This is a genomic window from Salinivibrio proteolyticus (assembly GCF_027286365.1).
Classification (GTDB): Bacteria; Pseudomonadota; Gammaproteobacteria; order Enterobacterales; family Vibrionaceae; genus Salinivibrio; species Salinivibrio proteolyticus.
In genome coordinates this window covers 1,350,123-1,364,935 of sequence record NZ_CP114584.1, presented here as the reverse complement: position 1 = coordinate 1,364,935, position 14,813 = coordinate 1,350,123, and the positions used below count along the sequence as shown (strand labels likewise).

Genomic DNA, 14,813 nt, shown 5'->3' with positions numbered 1-14,813 from the left:
GTTGGTCCATTTTCGCTGATCAGACCAATTGCGAGTGTGCGCCAACCTAAGTAAACTGAGAGCGCAACCGATTAGCTATGAGAATGAATGAAATCGGATTCGTTACCTTCGCAACCGTCTGATGTGCCGGGATTGTGAAAGACATCGCCGCTGACGAACAGCGGCGTTTTTCTGTAAGGTCGCGAGTAACGATCCCTACGCATTACTACAAAGAAGAATCAAGATGGCAACGATTAAAGATGTCGCGCGTCTCGCCGGTGTATCGACCACGACGGTGTCACACGTGATAAACAAAACCCGCTTTGTCGCCGAGAAGACGACTGAGAAAGTATGGCAAGCGGTTGAAGAATTAAACTACGCCCCAAGTGCTGTGGCGCGAAGCTTGAAATGCAACACAACACGTACACTGGGTATGTTGGTGACCAAATCCACTAACCCCTTTTTCGCCGAGCTTGTTCACGGTGTGGAAGACTATTGCTACAAGCAAGGCTACACACTGATTCTCTGCAATACCGAGGGAAACCTCGAAAAGCAACGCGACTACCTGCGTATGTTGTCAGAAAAGCGCGTCGACGGACTCATTGTGGTGTGCTCTGATCTCAACGAAGATTTGATGCTGTTATTGGAAAAAAAACGCGATCTGCCTATGGTCGTGATGGATTGGGGCAGTCACCATATTGATACAGACCGTATAGAAGATAACGCTGAATTAGGCGGTTACCTTGCCACCAAACACTTTATTGATAATGGACATACTAAAATTGGCTGTATTTCTGGCCAAATGGATAAAAATACCTGTAAGCATCGCTTAAACGGTTATTTCCGTGCGTTAAAAGAAGCCAATATTCCAGTGAATAAAAATTGGCTGATTGAGGCAGATTTCGAAGCCGATCAAGCGCAAATTGCCGCGAAGCAATTGGCGACGATGTCAGACCGCCCGACCGCTGTCTTTTGTTTTAATGACATTATGGCATTAGCGGCCATTAGTACATTTAACGAGCACGGCTTGAAAGTGCCAGATGATATATCGGTGATTGGTTACGATAATATTGATCTCACCGAGTATTTCTCGCCACCATTGACAACTATTCACCAGCCCAAACGCCGTCTAGGCAAAACGGCCGTCAAGCTCTTGCTCGCGCGAATTGCCAACAACGAGACTCAACAGCAAGTGTTCGAAATGCAACCTGCACTAGTGAGTCGACAGTCAGTTAAAACACTATCTTAATGTTTTAATGAAACTTTTATGAAGAGCACCGTCAATGTCTTGGCGGTGCTTTTTTACGCGACTACTCTTCCGGTAGTGCTTTTACTCTAGTTCATCAATTACACCCACCCTGAACCAAGATCACATTTTGTGTGATGGGAGAGGACGACATCGGTGTCTAATTATTATATGCTTAATAGCGTTTGAACAAGGCAAACCATGGCGAAAGCATGGGACGCAAAGCCTCCGGCCTAACGGTAATTTGACATGATGTCAAAATATCAACGGTAGCGGGGTTGCCAACATATCAAAGCTGACAAATTTGATGGCTCGTTGACAATTCTGCGATCTTGCCTTGTTACATTATGACGTCTTTTTTAGGCATTAGTAATTCATCGAGATTTTAATCAAATGGATAAACCAGCTTTAAAGAACGCAATGAAGTTATTTGCCAAATTTGGCAGCATAAAGTCCCGTTCAATGTTCGGTGGATTTGGTATCTTTTGTGAAGACACCATGTTCGCGCTTGTCGTTAACAACACTCTCCATTTACGTGCTGGAAAAGAAAACGAAGCACTATTAAAAAAACAAGGCTTGGCACCCTACGTGTATAAAAAGCGCGGCTTTCCTGTCGTGACGAAATATTTTGCGATCCCTGAATACTGGTGGGATGACCAAGATAAGCTGCTCACAGAAGCCAAAGAGGCGCTGGATGTCGCGACCCGTGATCGTGATTTGAAAAAACAAGCCACACCGTCTCGTCTAAAAGACTTACCTAATTTACGGCTCGCGACCGAGCGCATGCTGAAAAAAGCAGGTATTGAGACGCCTGAAAGCTTACAGCAACAAGGTGCCGTCAATGCCTATAAAGCGCTCCTTTCTGCGCATGAAAAAGAGCTAAGCTTGGAGTTACTGTGGTCACTAGAAGGTGCGATTACTGGCAAGCATTGGTCTGTGGTTCCACCCCAACGTCGCCAAGAATTATTACAACATTTAGAAAATTAATTCCTCACAACCCCCATACCTCTCTACCTTTTTTGTGAGCAATGTTCGCGTCCAACACCGCCTTCATGGCGGTGTCGCTTTTTCTGCACGCACTAAACGCTCAATAAATCATCATTCAAACTGATTTCAGACAAAAAACGAAAGTTTCTTTCGATCGGTCGGGTCTGGTTAAAGGTACGATTAAGGACACAGTTCCTCAATGTAACCGACAAATCAGCCAGTTAATTTAGCTACAGCACCTAAAGTAATAACTGGGCCCATTTACTATCGGACGAGACACAGTATGCCAGTAAAAAAGATCTTGCTTGGTTTAGTGGTGGTGGCGCTTGTAACACTTTGGTTCAGTTTAGATCTCAGCCAGTGGCTCACGCTTGAAAACGCCAAAGCACAACAAGTGGCATTGAATGATTACATTATCGAAAACGCGACCACCGCAAGCCTGGTGTTTTTTGTCGGCTATGTAGTGATGACCGCCCTGTCCTTACCGGGTGCGGCAGTGGCGAGTTTATTGGGCGCGGCACTCTTTGGCTTTTGGTGGGCATTGGTGTTGGTCTCCTTTGCTAGCTCGATTGGCGCCACCCTCGCCTTCTTGGTGAGTCGCTTTATGTTGCGCGACTGGGTCCAAGCCAAATTTGGCAATAAGCTCGATACCATTAATCGCGGCATAGAGAAAGACGGTAGCTTGTATCTGTTGACCCTCCGCCTGATCCCGATTTTCCCGTTTTTTCTGATTAACTTGGTGATGGGGCTAACCTCGTTCAAAACCCGCACCTTCTATTGGGTCAGTCAGCTCGGTATGTTGCCGGGTACCGCAGTCTACGTGAATGCAGGGACCCAACTGGCCCAAATCGACGCACTTGGCGACGTGGTGTCACCCTCGGTGCTTGGCTCACTCGCCTTACTGGGTGTCTTCCCACTGGTGGCAAAGTGGGTTATGGCGTGGATCACGCGTCGTAAACGCTATCAAGGTTGGAACAAGCCCCATCAGTTTGACCGCAATATGGTGGTGATTGGTGCCGGTGCAGGCGGCTTGGTATCAAGTTATATCGCGGCGGTAGTGAAAGCGAAGGTTACGCTGGTCGAAAAAGGTTCGATGGGAGGAGACTGCCTAAACACCGGATGTGTTCCCTCAAAAGCGCTGATCCGTGCGGCGAAAACCATGCGAGAAATTGGCAAGGCTAAGACGTTTGGCATTCATACCCAAGCGCCAGCGGTTGATTTTCCGGCGGTCATGGCGCGGGTTAAGCAAGTCATTACCCAAATTGAGCCTCACGATTCGGTCGAGCGTTACACCAAACTCGGCGTGGAGTGTGTGCAAGGCGAAGCACACATCGTTTCGCCATGGGAAGTCGAGGTGAATGGCGAACGCCTCACTACCCGCAACATCGTGATTGCGACCGGCGCACGCCCTATGTTGCCCCCGATTCCCGGTTTGGCTGAGGTCACGCATTACACCTCAGATACGATTTGGTCTCTGAATGACCTGCCGCCGCGGTTGTTGGTTTTGGGCGGGGGTCCCATTGGCGCAGAATTGGCACAAAGTTTTGCGTGTTTAGGCAGCCAAGTCACGCTCGCGGAAATGGCCGACCAACTTCTCAGCCGCGAAGATAAAGATGCCGCCCAGTTGGTTGAACAGGCGTTAGAGCGTGACGGCGTCACGGTTTTAACACAGCACAAAGTCAAAGCATTTCAACACAGTGATAATGAGCAAATCGCCTTACTCGATGGCCCTGACGGTGAGAAGTCTGTCTCATTTGATGCGGTGCTGGTCGCATTAGGGCGCAGTGCCAACACCAAAGGCTTTGGTCTCGAAAAGCTCGATATTCCAGTGACCGAGCGTGGCACAATTCAAGTCAACGAGTATCTGCAAACCGCCTACCCGAATATCTATGCGGTAGGTGATGTAGCGGGTCCGTTTCAGCTCACCCACGCCAGTGCTCATCAAGCATGGTATGCCGCGGTGAATGCACTATTCGGGCAATTTAAACGCTTTCGTGCTGATTATTCAGTAATGCCTGCCGCGACCTATACATCGCCAGAAGTCGCGCGCGTGGGTATCAATGAAAAAGAAGCCAAAGCCAATCAGCAAGAGGTGGAAGTAACCTATTACGGCATTGATGATTTGGATCGCGCGATTGCTGACGGCAATGATCACGGTTTTATTAAGGTGCTGACACCAAAAGGAAAAGATACCATTCTGGGAGTGACTATTGTTGGCGAGCATGCGGGCGACTTGCTCGCGGAGTTTACTCTCGCCATGCGGCACGGGTTAGGACTAAATAAAATTTTGGGCACCGTCCATCCATATCCCACCATGAGTGAAGCGGTGAAGTATACCGCCGGGATGTGGAAACAAGCCCATGCACCCGAGATGCTACTGAAATGGGTCGAAAAATATCATCGTTGGATGCGTCACTAATTGAAAAGGGAAACGACAATGAAACACTGGATAGCGGCGTTAACATTGGCAATTGCAAGTACCGCCAGTTTTACTGCCTCTGCGAGCACGGAAAACGACCGTTGGGAAAGTATTGAGCAACAAGCCAAGGGTCAAACCGTGTATTTTAACGCATGGGGCGGCAATCAAGAGATCAATACTTACCTGCGCTGGGCAAGTCGCGAGTTACAACGCGATTACGGTGTCACACTGAAACATGTCAAAGTGGCGGATATCGCTGAAACCGTGAATCGTCTGCTTGCCGAAAAGACCGCCGGTAAGGATAGCGGCGGCAGTGTCGATATGGTTTGGATTAACGGCGAAAACTTCAAATCAATGAAGGAAAATGATTTGCTGTACGGCCCTTTTGTCAGCACGCTCCCCAATTGGCAAATTGTCGATAAAAGTTTACCGGTTGAAGAAGACTTCACTGAGCCAACAGACGGCCTCGAAGCACCTTGGGGGGTGGGACAGCTGGTGTTTATCCATGATCAGAAAACCTTGGCCAACCCACCTCGCTCTTTCGCCGAACTGTTAAGTTTGGCTAAAGCATTCCCTGGCCGTATCAGTTACCCCAAACCACCCGAGTTTCATGGCACCAGTTTTTTGAAAGCCGCCCTGCTGGAACTTACCGATGTGCGCGAGGCACTTTACCTGCCGGTTGATGAGGTAGACTTTGACGCCGTGACCGCCCCACTGTGGCGCTATCTAGACCAACTACATCAAGTGGCATGGCGCGAAGGCGCTCAGTTCCCGTCAGGCAGTGCCGAAACTATCCAACTGTTGGACGATGGTGAGCTTCTCGTGGCGATTGCGTTTAACCCTAATGCGGCAAAAGCAGCGGTAGCCTCTGGAAAACTCGCCCCGTCAGCGCGTGCGTTTGCCTTTGACCAAGGCGCGCTATCGAATATTCACTTTATGGCGATTCCATACAACGCCAACGCTAAAGCCGGCGCTATGGTCGCTATCAATTTCTTGATGAGTGAAAAGGCACAACTGCGTAAAGCCGACACCCAAGTATGGGGCGATCCACCGGTTGTTAAATTATCCGACACCGCCGAGGTCAGTCGCTTTAATACCCAGCCCGAGCCACATCCAAGCTGGCAAACCGCGCTTGAGAGTGCTTGGCTGAAACGCTACGGCCAATAGAAAAGAGGCTGATATGGCACGTTTGCTGTTTGCCATTACCCTAACGGTATGCTGCCTGCCCTTGTTGCCAGGGGTTGGCGGCATACTCGCGAGTGCCTTTGCGTTCGTGCCCACACTAGGGCTTATGGAGGCTAATATTAGCGGCTGGCGACATGTGATCGCATGGCCGGGCCTGTATCAATCGATTCAACTTACACTCATCTCAGGATTGGGCAGTAGCCTGCTCGCGGTGGCACTTAGCTTTATGATTTTACAGGCCACTTGGCAAACGCCCATTTGGCAGAAGATCAGTGCGCGCTTGCCCGCCCTACTTGCGTTACCACACGTCGCCTTTGCCATTGGTCTGGTTTTACTGCTTTCCCCCTCGGGTTGGCTGTTTCGCCTGCTAAGTCCCCTTCTCGGTGATAACCCCGTGACTTGGGCGCTGGTACAAGACCCTTATGTTATTGGGCTCACCTTGGCGCTGACGCTAAAAGAAACCCCCTTTTTATTGTTGATGAGTCTGTCGGTGCTGCGTCAAATTGATGTCTCTCGGCTGACGATGGTATCAACCAGCCTCGGGTATAACCGCACCGCAACTTGGCTAAAAGTCATTCTCCCGCTTTGGCTGGCCAAAATGCGTTTCCCGATTTTTGCCGTCATCGCCTACAGCCTGTCAGTGGTTGATGTAGCGATGATCCTCGGGCCGAATACGCCGCCTACCTATGCGGTATTGGTATGGCAGTGGTTTAATGACCCGGATTTAGCACTATTGCCCAGAGCTTCAGCCGGTGCCCTGCTGCTATTTGCCCTGTGTGGCTTGGCCTTATTGCTGTTTCGCTTTTTGGCGTGGCTTGGTTGCCAATGTCTCAATCGCTGGCAATACACGGGGCGCCGCCACGCATGGTTACCTGGTAAGTCACTCTGGTGGCCGGTGTTTATCACTCCCCTTGCGATTATGCCTGTGTTGCTGATGTGGTCATTCGCGCTGCGCTGGTCATTTCCCGATTGGCTCCCGAGTCGATATAGCTTACGGTTCTGGGAGCAAGAGCTTAGCTATGTGTGGTCATTGGTGGGGAACAGCATCGTTCTGGCAGTGATCAGCGCCAGTGTCGCCTTGCTGTTTGCCATCGGGTGTCTGGAACGCTCGGTCAATCAGCAACGCTCTGTGCCAAGAGCCGTCATCGCCATTCCGTTATTGGTTCCTCAACTCTCTATCTTGTTTGGCATTCAGGTGGCGGTGTATAGCCTCCCCGGCCAGTGGCACGTGCCGGCAACCCTTTGGGCTCACATTTTTTTCGCGTTTCCTTATGTGTACCTCGCACTCGACGGGCCGTGGCAGCAGTTTGATATGCGGCTTATGCAAACCGCCAGAAGCCTCGGTGTCAGCGCCATGCTTGCATGGTGGCGGGTTAAACTGCCGCTGCTTTTGCCCGCCATTATCTTAGCGTGGGCGGTTGGCGCGAGTGTCAGTTTGGCGCAATACCTGCCCACACAATTGCTGGGCGCGGGACGCATTAATACGCTCACTACCGAGGCAGTTAGCTTATCGAGCGGCCTCGATCGTCGTATCAGTGGCTTATATGGACTGATGCAAGCGATGCTTCCCCTTATCGTTTTCGCCTTGGCTACTGTGATGAGCCGCGTGGCTGAACGCCGTCTTTTACCTACATCAACACCAACTATCTCAGGAGCTCAACACCATGACACTGTGTGTCAACCAACTCACCATAAACGCGCCTGATCAATGCTTGGTGCGTGATTTGTCATTTTCGGTCGCCCCGGGAGAAATACTTACTGTGATGGGACCCAGTGGCTGCGGGAAATCGAGTCTGCTGAGCGTATTGGCAGGGCACATCCAACCGCCCATGCATTACAACGGTCAACTGACGTTAAATAGTGAGCCTTTTGATCACTTACCGCCTGAGCAGCGCCATATCGGGATTTTGTTTCAAGATGATTTACTCTTCCCGCATTTAAATGTTTGGCAAAACTTGGCGTTTGCTTTGCCATCCTCGATGCGCAAAGCGCAAAAACGTGATCAGGCCATCGCAACATTAGGGTCTGTCAATTTAGCGGAGTTTGCCGATTATGCCCCCAGCCAGCTCTCCGGCGGGCAGCGCGCGCGGATCAGTGTGTTGCGTGCATTACTCGCCGCCCCCGATGCTATCTTGCTTGATGAGCCCTTTAGTAAGCTGGATAAGCCGCTGCGGCGGGATTTTCGCACCTTTGTGTTTGAGCAAATCGCGCAGCGAAACATCCCTGCGTTGATTGTGACGCATGATGCCGAGGATATTGCGGACCAGAGCCGCTGTTTAAATTGGCCTAAACGCCCAGCTGACTCAGCACTGCAAGAGGAGATACAAAATGCTTGATCGCTATGCCATCGCGGTGATCCGCTGGCCATTGAAGCAGGCAGCGGTGCAGCTTACAAAATGGAGGGTAAAACCTGATACCGTCACTCTCTCAGGCTTTTTGATTGGCGTACTGGCGGTGCCGGCTCTCGCGCTACAAATGTACTGGCTAGCACTTATGTTTATTATCATTAATCGACTTTTCGATGGCCTCGATGGTGCGCTCGCCCGCGAGCAAGGGCTCACGGATGCTGGAGGTTTTTTAGACATAACCCTCGATTTTATCTTCTACGCGGCCATCCCTTTTGGGTTTGCCCTGGCCGATCCCGCCAGTAACGCCATTGCTGCCAGTTTTTTGCTGTTTTGCTTTATGGGGACAGGCGCAAGCTTTTTAGCGTTTGCGATCATGGCCAGCAAACACCAGATTGATAACCCGGTTTACGCCAACAAGTCGATGTATTATATCGGCGGGATCACCGAAGGGACGGAGACCATTGCAAGCTTTGTGTTGATGTGTATTTTCCCTACCTACATGGCGTGGATTGCCGGCATTTTTGGCGCAGCCTGTTTAATCACCGCCGCCTCACGAGTTTGGGCGGGCTATCATACCTTGCGTACACTCGATACGCCCTCCTCCTAGCTTATAGCCACTGGTGTTGCAGCTGCTCTTTATCGCCTAAGTAATCGAGCAGCCAGCGCACCGGTGGTGATTCTTTGTCCGAGCGCCATGCAATGCAGCACGGACTGCTTAATAACGGCTCTTCAAGGGCAAGCTCCACCAACTCACCTCGCGCAATCGCGTCCTCTGCCATGTGTGAAGGCATCACACCAATGCCCAGCCCGGCCTTAAAACATTGCATGGCACTGTGCCAATTAGGGACGGTAAGACGGCGCTGATTATCCAGTAGCCATGTCGTACGACGCGGCAAGCGGCGCGAAGTGTCTTCCAAACAAATAGCCGGATACGGCGCAAGCTGCTCATTAGCCAGTGGCTGAGTACACTGTACGAGTGGATGCGATGGGCTCACCACAAACCGCCAGCGCAGGGTGCCCATTTCCCGATAGCGAAACGCGCCGCTCACTGGGACAGCAGCCGTGGCACCAATCGCAATATCAGCTCGATCATCAGCCAGTGCATCCCATACGCCGTTAAACACTTCCATGGTTAGCAACAACTCGACATCAGGAAACGCATCATAAAAATCCCGCACCAACGTATTGACGCTATCTTCGCGCACGACGTTATCCAGTGCTAACGAGACACTTTGTGTCCAACCGTTGGCCACTCGCTGCGTTTGTAGACGAATATCTTCCATAGTTTTCAGCATATCCCGTGCTTGCGCCACAAAGTATTCTCCTGCCGGCGTCAACCGCACTTGGCGGTGAAGTCGCTCAAACAGAGTAACGGCCAGTTTGTCTTCAATCTGTCGTACCGTGTAGCTCACCGCACTCGGCACCTTGTGCAATTCATCGGCCGCCGCAGAGAAACTTCCCCGCCGTGCAACCACATCGATCACATGAAAATCTTGGTAAGAAAACATTCAAATCAATTTTTTTGAAAGCAATGTTCAAATCATAGCGTTTCACAGCCAGCTTTGTCAGCCATAAACTATCTCTATGTCGAGTTTTCTATCAAGAGACAAAAAATGAACAAGCAAGTACCGTTTATGACGCTACTGTGGCTAGCGGGGCTCAGTATGCTGGGCTTTTTAGCCACTGATATGTATTTACCTGCCTTTGAGGCGATGCGACTCGATTTGGCGACCTCTCCCGCCAATATCGGCCTCACCTTAAGTATCTTTTTGCTAGGGATGGCCTGTGGACAGCTGGTTTATGGTCCGCTGTCTGATCGCATCGGCCGCAAGCCCGCGCTGTTGATTGGCTTGAGCCTTTATTTAGTCGCGACTGTGGTGTGTATTTTTGCTAATAACATTTATTTATTGCTTGGCGCACGTCTAGTTCAAGCCTTGGGAGCGTGTAGCGCTGCGGTAATTTGGCAAGCCGTGGTCATTGACCGCTATGATGGCAAACTGGGACAGAAAGTGTTCGCAACCATCATGCCGCTCGTCGCATTATCGCCAGCATTGGCGCCACTTGTCGGCTCACACCTGCTCACCCTATATGATTGGCGCAGTATTTTTGTGGTTTTATTTGCGTTAGGGGTTGGTTTTGTTGCCTTTACCTTACGAGAAAAGGAAAGCCTTTCAAAACCCACACAAGATACTAAAATTATTGATAAACTTGTAAGTGACTATCAGCAAGTTTTTAAGTCAAAAAAATTCATCGGTAACATGCTTATTTTCGCAGGTTGTTCCGCGGCATTTTTTGCTTATCTGACGGGATCACCGTTCGTGATGTCAGCCATGGGTTATACCGAAGCGGATATTGGTCTGAGCTATATTCCACAAACCATTGCTTTTGTCGTCGGTGGTTACGCCTGTCGTCATGCCCTCAATAAGCTTAAAGATCACAGTATCTTGCCTTGGCTGCTTAAGCTGTTTGTTATCAGTGTTGTGGTTATCTTTTTGATCAGCTGGCGTACCGATGTCACCAACATCTGGGTAATTTTAGGTCCGTTTTGTTTCCTCGCGGCAGCGAACGGTGCCATCTATCCACTGGTCGTCAATCGCGCCTTGGAAAATTTCAAATCCTGTAGTGCGACCGCTGCGGGGCTATTGAACTTCTTGCAAATGATGGTCTGCTTCGTAGCGAGCGCTGTGGTGTCTGCGTTTGCAGCCTCCGGCTTGATCGCCGTCACCACCGTCATGCTGTCAACCTGCGTGGTGGTCATTATTGGCTTTGGCTTGGTCTGGCATGCAAACCGTCAAGCTCAAACGCTAGCAGCCGCGTAATACCACTGAGTTTCGAGACTAAAAAGGCGTCTTTCGCGACGCCTTTTTTATCCTGCCAACTTTCAATCACGCAAATAGGCAACAATCTCACCTTTCCCAATGGGAAGTACACCCACATCGAGTTCAGGCTGTTGCTCAAGCCATCGCTTAAAAGGAGCAACATCATCAGCGTGGGATAATGCATTATCGACTACCAGCACACCCTGAGGCTTGAGGAGTTGGAACAAGCGTGGCGCTAGGGACAGGTACTGACTTCGGTCGGCATCAAGAAAAATGAGCTCAAACTGTCCCTCAAGGCGAGTCATCCAGTCACTCGCGTCGCCCAATTTCGCATCTATCCGTTTATCCATGCCGGCTTGCCTAAAGTGCTGCTGCGCTTGTTGGTGTTTTGCTTCATCGCGCTCAATCGTTACCACCTGCACGCTATTGCCGCCTGCGCGCGCGAGCCATAACGTTGAATAGCCCATTGATGTACCGATTTCTAAAATACGGGTAGGCTGAATTTCATCCACTAACAGCGCTAAGAATTTTCCGGTTCCAGGCGTAATATTCAGCCATTTTTTACTTTTATCCTGTTGCAGGGCGTCGTTCTCTGTCCCCTGCATTTGCAGCTGTTCCAGTAAGGCGTTCATGATTATTAATCCAAGACAAGGCTGCCGTTATCATCAAATTGCCAACAATCGCCATAAGCCACTTCCCAAAGATAGTCATCCGGATCGGCAAAGTAGCCGCTGTAGCCTCCCCAAAAAACGTCTTGTGCAGGTTTAACGATCCGACCACCACAACGCTCTGCCAGCGCCAGTACCTCGTCGACCTCTTCTTTAGATCGCGTGTTATGCGCCAATGTGATACCACCAAATCCTGTCTCATTAACGGTGAGTCCGGGTTTAATATCATCGGCTAACGCGTCAGCGGGATATAACGCTAATCGCGTACCTGCGGTACTAAAAAACACGATGCCTTCTTCAGGGTGATTGTGCGTGGGAAAACCCAACTGGCGATAAAATTCATACGACCGTGATAAGTCAGCGACACCCAACGTGATAATGCTTATTCGTGCTTCCATACCGCTGCTCCTTCGCTTAATCGATAGAGGCATTGAGTCACTTTCATATCACACTGTAGCGTGTCAGCCATAAGGTAAGTGTGCGAGTAGTCACAGCCTTACAGTGTATCTAACTCAATATGTTGATTGATGTTTTTCAGTGTGACCCCTGCAGCAGTGAGGCGAGTTTGTATATCATTCAGAACGGCTTGGTAGTCATCACTCCGTTTAAAGCTGGCTAGCGTCTGCTGGTCTTTAAACATCAACCGCACGATTAAGCTTTGTGGAAAACGCTGATAATTCACCTCATGCGTCAGCCACTCGAACCCCTCGATATTTTCCATCGTGAGCTCACAAACCTCTGTCAGTGCCTCTCGAATCGCTTTGTCATATTTCTTGTCTGTTTTTCGCATGATGCTTCTCTTTTACTGCTCATTGCTCTTATGTTTGGGATCCGTGCGAGTGTGATCGACAAAAATCAGCCCTTCAGTGGCAAAACCCCGCTGTTTTGCCGCTGCAATAAACTGTTCCTTTACCGACTCCGAGACGGTTGGCGTGCGCGATAGCAGCCATAGGTAATCGTGGTCAGGCCCCGAGATAAAGGCATATTGGTAATCATCATCCAGCTCAAACACCACATACGACCCATAGAAAGGCCCAAAGAATGAAACCTTCAGGTACCCCGTTTTATCATTTTCAACGAAGTACGCCTTGCCTTCCGCTTCTTGCCATTTTCCCTCTTCACGGCTGTAGCCACGATTAATCACTTTCACGCCACCGTCTTCACGCAACGAATAGGTCGCGGTCACATCCGACAATCCTCGTTCAAACGAGTGATCCAGTCGCGCCACTTCATACCAAGTGCCTAAATAGCGGCTAACCTCAAAGTTTGTTACTGGCGTGACTTGTTTTGGCATGCCTAAACACCCGGTCAACATTAAGGACAACAACCCAATCATCCAGCCTCTTTTCATCGTTATTCCCTCTTTAAATCCAACATGATAAGTCTTACTCAGCAACAAGTTTGATCGTTTACATGCTTTGTCAATTTTTGGTCAACTCGCTGTTTTTCTGCTTGCCAAGGCGCCAAACTGGTGCTTATATAAGCGCTCTTTAGTCACAGAGGTAATCACAATCCATGGACAGCGACCGATGTCGTTTTATGCCCTCCCCCGCTTCCTTTAACGAGGAGGTAATCGTATGTTAACACTCTTTATGGAACCCCAAACGTGGGTGGTCTTTTTTACCCTTCTGACCCTTGAAGTGGTATTGGGTGTTGATAACTTAGTCTTTATTTCCGTATTGTGTGAGCGTCTCCCCAAAGAGAAACGCCGCTTCGCGCGTACCTTGGGTATTGGTCTTGCCGTGATCAGCCGAATTGGCTTGCTGCTCTCCATCGCATGGGTCATGTCGTTGACTGCGCCACTGTTTACGATTGGTACGGAACCGGTTACCGGTAAAGACCTTATCATGCTGTTTGGTGGTGGCTTTTTGCTGCTAAAAAGTGCCAAAGAGCTGTGGGCATGGTTGGGTCATGGCGAACCCGTGAGCCACTCGACACAAGTTCGCACCGGCATGGCAGTAATTTTGCTGCAAATCGTTGCGGTAGATGCGGTGTTCTCGATGGACTCAGTGATCACTGCGGTCGGTCTCACCCAAGATGTACCCGTGATGGTCGCCGCCATTGTAACCGCCGCCATCATTATGATGATCGCGGCCGAACCCGTGAATAATCTGGTCAGCCGTTATCCTGGATTTAAAACCTTGGCCTTGCTGTTCTTGGTGCTATTGGGCTTGCTGCTGATGGCCGAAGGTGCTGGCATTCATATCAACAAAGGCTACGTGTACGTTGCGATGGCATTTGGTTTGATACTTGAGCTCTGCCACATTCGATTGCGTAACAAGCAGCGCTTGAACATCAAGCGTATTCGTCCGCACTTTTCGTTAAAAGTGTCACGTCGGATTACTAACAGCCGTTAATTCTCAGGGGCCGTCGCCACACTTTTGATGGCGGCGGCCCTATCTTTAAACTGGATTTTTCCCACACAGCATTGACCCAGCTGCGCATAGTGCGCTTGGACACGCGCCACAAGCTGGTCAAGTGGCATGACTTGCCCGCTTGGCTGCCAGTGCTGCCCCCCATCTTGGCTCAACCAGCAAACGCCTTGGCTATCTACCAGCCGATCGTCTTCTGTGATCACGTTTTCGCTCAGCGCCTTAAGCGACGCCGAATCGTAGGCAGACGAGAGTTCGTCATCGCCATGCCAAATCAGGAGCGCCGGATAGTCAAGAAACGTATTCATTGCTTGGGCTTAAACATAGCCAAATTGAGTTCAACAGACGGACCCATCCAACCGACATGATCAGTGTGATCTATGTAATCATCGCCCGTCACGCCATGCAAAAACACGGTTAAATCGCCCCGATGCGCCTCAAGCCATGCCATCACCTCATCGAACGCAGCGTTGTCAAAAGCGATTTGAAAGCTCCACTTTGGGTGTGGGCCGACACATTTGCGATGAAAGCGGCCAAGATCGATGGGCAGTGACGATGCAGCGGCTGCTTGATAGATAATATCCGCCTGCGCTTCGGTGTCGGCCTCATAGTAGACATGGGCGTGGTAAGCCTGATGAACATTGGGAAAAGCGTGTAAAAAAGACATAAGCATCATTCGATTCAACAAGATGGAATTGAGAATAGTTTACGTGAAACCAAGGCAAAGAAATAGTGACCAAAGGTGTGGCTATTCAATCATAGCGTTAGCTAACACAGCATCAGGTAATAA

General features: G+C 50.0%; 16 protein-coding genes and 1 riboswitch. Of the genes, 9 read left to right on the top strand and 7 right to left on the bottom strand.

The window, feature by feature from the left end; translation table 11 throughout:
• Positions 1–223 precede the first annotated feature (223 nt).
• The 7 genes from purR to N7E60_RS06545 all read left to right on the top strand — a co-directional run bounded on the left by purR (position 224) and on the right by N7E60_RS06545 (position 8,771).
• Positions 224–1,228 (top strand): HTH-type transcriptional repressor PurR, encoded by a 1,005-nt coding sequence (gene purR, locus N7E60_RS06575; RefSeq protein ID WP_269598448.1) that lies wholly within the window; start codon positions 224–226, stop codon positions 1,226–1,228.
• A 180-nt stretch (positions 1,229–1,408) separates the two neighbouring features.
• Positions 1,409–1,511, top strand: a riboswitch (cyclic di-GMP riboswitch).
• 107 nt (positions 1,512–1,618) lie between these two features.
• Entirely contained in the window at positions 1,619–2,212 is a 594-nt protein-coding gene (locus N7E60_RS06570) for a TfoX/Sxy family DNA transformation protein (protein ID WP_096628211.1), read from the top strand.
• 283 nt (positions 2,213–2,495) lie between these two features.
• Positions 2,496–4,631 (top strand): dihydrolipoyl dehydrogenase, encoded by a 2,136-nt coding sequence (gene lpdA, locus N7E60_RS06565; protein ID WP_269598447.1) that lies wholly within the window; start codon positions 2,496–2,498, stop codon positions 4,629–4,631.
• Between the two features lie 18 nt (positions 4,632–4,649).
• The gene (locus tag N7E60_RS06560; protein WP_269598446.1) at positions 4,650–5,798 is read left to right on the top strand and encodes an ABC transporter substrate-binding protein; all 1,149 of its coding nucleotides are present in this window, start codon (positions 4,650–4,652) and stop codon (positions 5,796–5,798) included.
• 13 nt (positions 5,799–5,811) lie between these two features.
• Positions 5,812–7,521, top strand: coding sequence for an ABC transporter permease (locus N7E60_RS06555; RefSeq protein WP_269598445.1), 1,710 nt, complete (start codon positions 5,812–5,814; stop codon positions 7,519–7,521).
• Positions 7,481–8,152, top strand: a complete 672-nt coding sequence (locus N7E60_RS06550) for an ATP-binding cassette domain-containing protein (protein ID WP_269598444.1) — start codon at positions 7,481–7,483, stop codon at positions 8,150–8,152. The genes N7E60_RS06555 and N7E60_RS06550 overlap by 41 nt, the downstream gene beginning before the upstream one ends.
• The gene (locus N7E60_RS06545) at positions 8,145–8,771 is read left to right on the top strand and encodes a CDP-alcohol phosphatidyltransferase family protein (protein ID WP_269598443.1); all 627 of its coding nucleotides are present in this window, start codon (positions 8,145–8,147) and stop codon (positions 8,769–8,771) included. Before N7E60_RS06550 ends, N7E60_RS06545 begins: the two co-directional genes overlap by 8 nt.
• Before the next feature lies 1 nt (position 8,772).
• Here N7E60_RS06545 and punR read toward each other — a convergent pair whose 3' ends face one another.
• Positions 8,773–9,672 (bottom strand): DNA-binding transcriptional activator PunR, encoded by a 900-nt coding sequence (punR, locus tag N7E60_RS06540; RefSeq protein WP_077640300.1) that lies wholly within the window; start codon positions 9,670–9,672, stop codon positions 8,773–8,775.
• 105 nt (positions 9,673–9,777) lie between these two features.
• Here punR and punC point away from each other — a divergent pair, with 105 nt between their 5' ends.
• Positions 9,778–10,983 carry a purine nucleoside transporter PunC gene (punC, locus tag N7E60_RS06535; RefSeq protein WP_269598442.1) on the top strand — a complete coding sequence of 402 codons (1,206 nt, stop codon included), beginning with the start codon at positions 9,778–9,780 and terminating at the stop codon, positions 10,981–10,983.
• Between the two features lie 62 nt (positions 10,984–11,045).
• Here punC and N7E60_RS06530 read toward each other — a convergent pair whose 3' ends face one another.
• The 4 genes from N7E60_RS06530 to N7E60_RS06515 form a co-directional block, all read right to left on the bottom strand.
• Positions 11,046–11,615: an O-methyltransferase gene (locus tag N7E60_RS06530; protein ID WP_269598441.1), complete on the bottom strand. Its 570-nt coding sequence runs from the start codon at positions 11,613–11,615 to the stop codon at positions 11,046–11,048.
• 5 nt (positions 11,616–11,620) lie between these two features.
• Positions 11,621–12,049, bottom strand: a complete 429-nt coding sequence (locus tag N7E60_RS06525) for a VOC family protein (RefSeq protein WP_069587571.1) — start codon at positions 12,047–12,049, stop codon at positions 11,621–11,623.
• Positions 12,050–12,147: 98 nt separating this feature from the next.
• On the bottom strand, positions 12,148–12,441 hold the full coding sequence (locus tag N7E60_RS06520; RefSeq protein ID WP_167314322.1) for a Fis family transcriptional regulator: 294 nt from the start codon (positions 12,439–12,441) through the stop codon (positions 12,148–12,150).
• Between the two features lie 12 nt (positions 12,442–12,453).
• Positions 12,454–13,002, bottom strand: a complete 549-nt coding sequence (locus tag N7E60_RS06515; protein WP_269598440.1) for a lipocalin family protein — start codon at positions 13,000–13,002, stop codon at positions 12,454–12,456.
• A 226-nt stretch (positions 13,003–13,228) separates the two neighbouring features.
• Here N7E60_RS06515 and N7E60_RS06510 point away from each other — a divergent pair, with 226 nt between their 5' ends.
• The gene (locus tag N7E60_RS06510; protein WP_269598439.1) at positions 13,229–14,008 is read left to right on the top strand and encodes a TerC family protein; all 780 of its coding nucleotides are present in this window, start codon (positions 13,229–13,231) and stop codon (positions 14,006–14,008) included.
• Here N7E60_RS06510 and N7E60_RS06505 read toward each other — a convergent pair.
• Positions 14,005–14,331 carry a DUF4144 family protein gene (locus tag N7E60_RS06505; RefSeq protein ID WP_269598438.1) on the bottom strand — a complete coding sequence of 109 codons (327 nt, stop codon included), beginning with the start codon at positions 14,329–14,331 and terminating at the stop codon, positions 14,005–14,007. The two genes, N7E60_RS06510 and N7E60_RS06505, sit on opposite strands and share 4 nt — an antisense overlap.
• Positions 14,328–14,690, bottom strand: a complete 363-nt coding sequence (locus N7E60_RS06500) for a DOPA 4,5-dioxygenase family protein (RefSeq protein ID WP_269598437.1) — start codon at positions 14,688–14,690, stop codon at positions 14,328–14,330. Before N7E60_RS06500 ends, N7E60_RS06505 begins: the two co-directional genes overlap by 4 nt.
• Between the last annotated feature and the right edge of the window lie 123 nt (positions 14,691–14,813).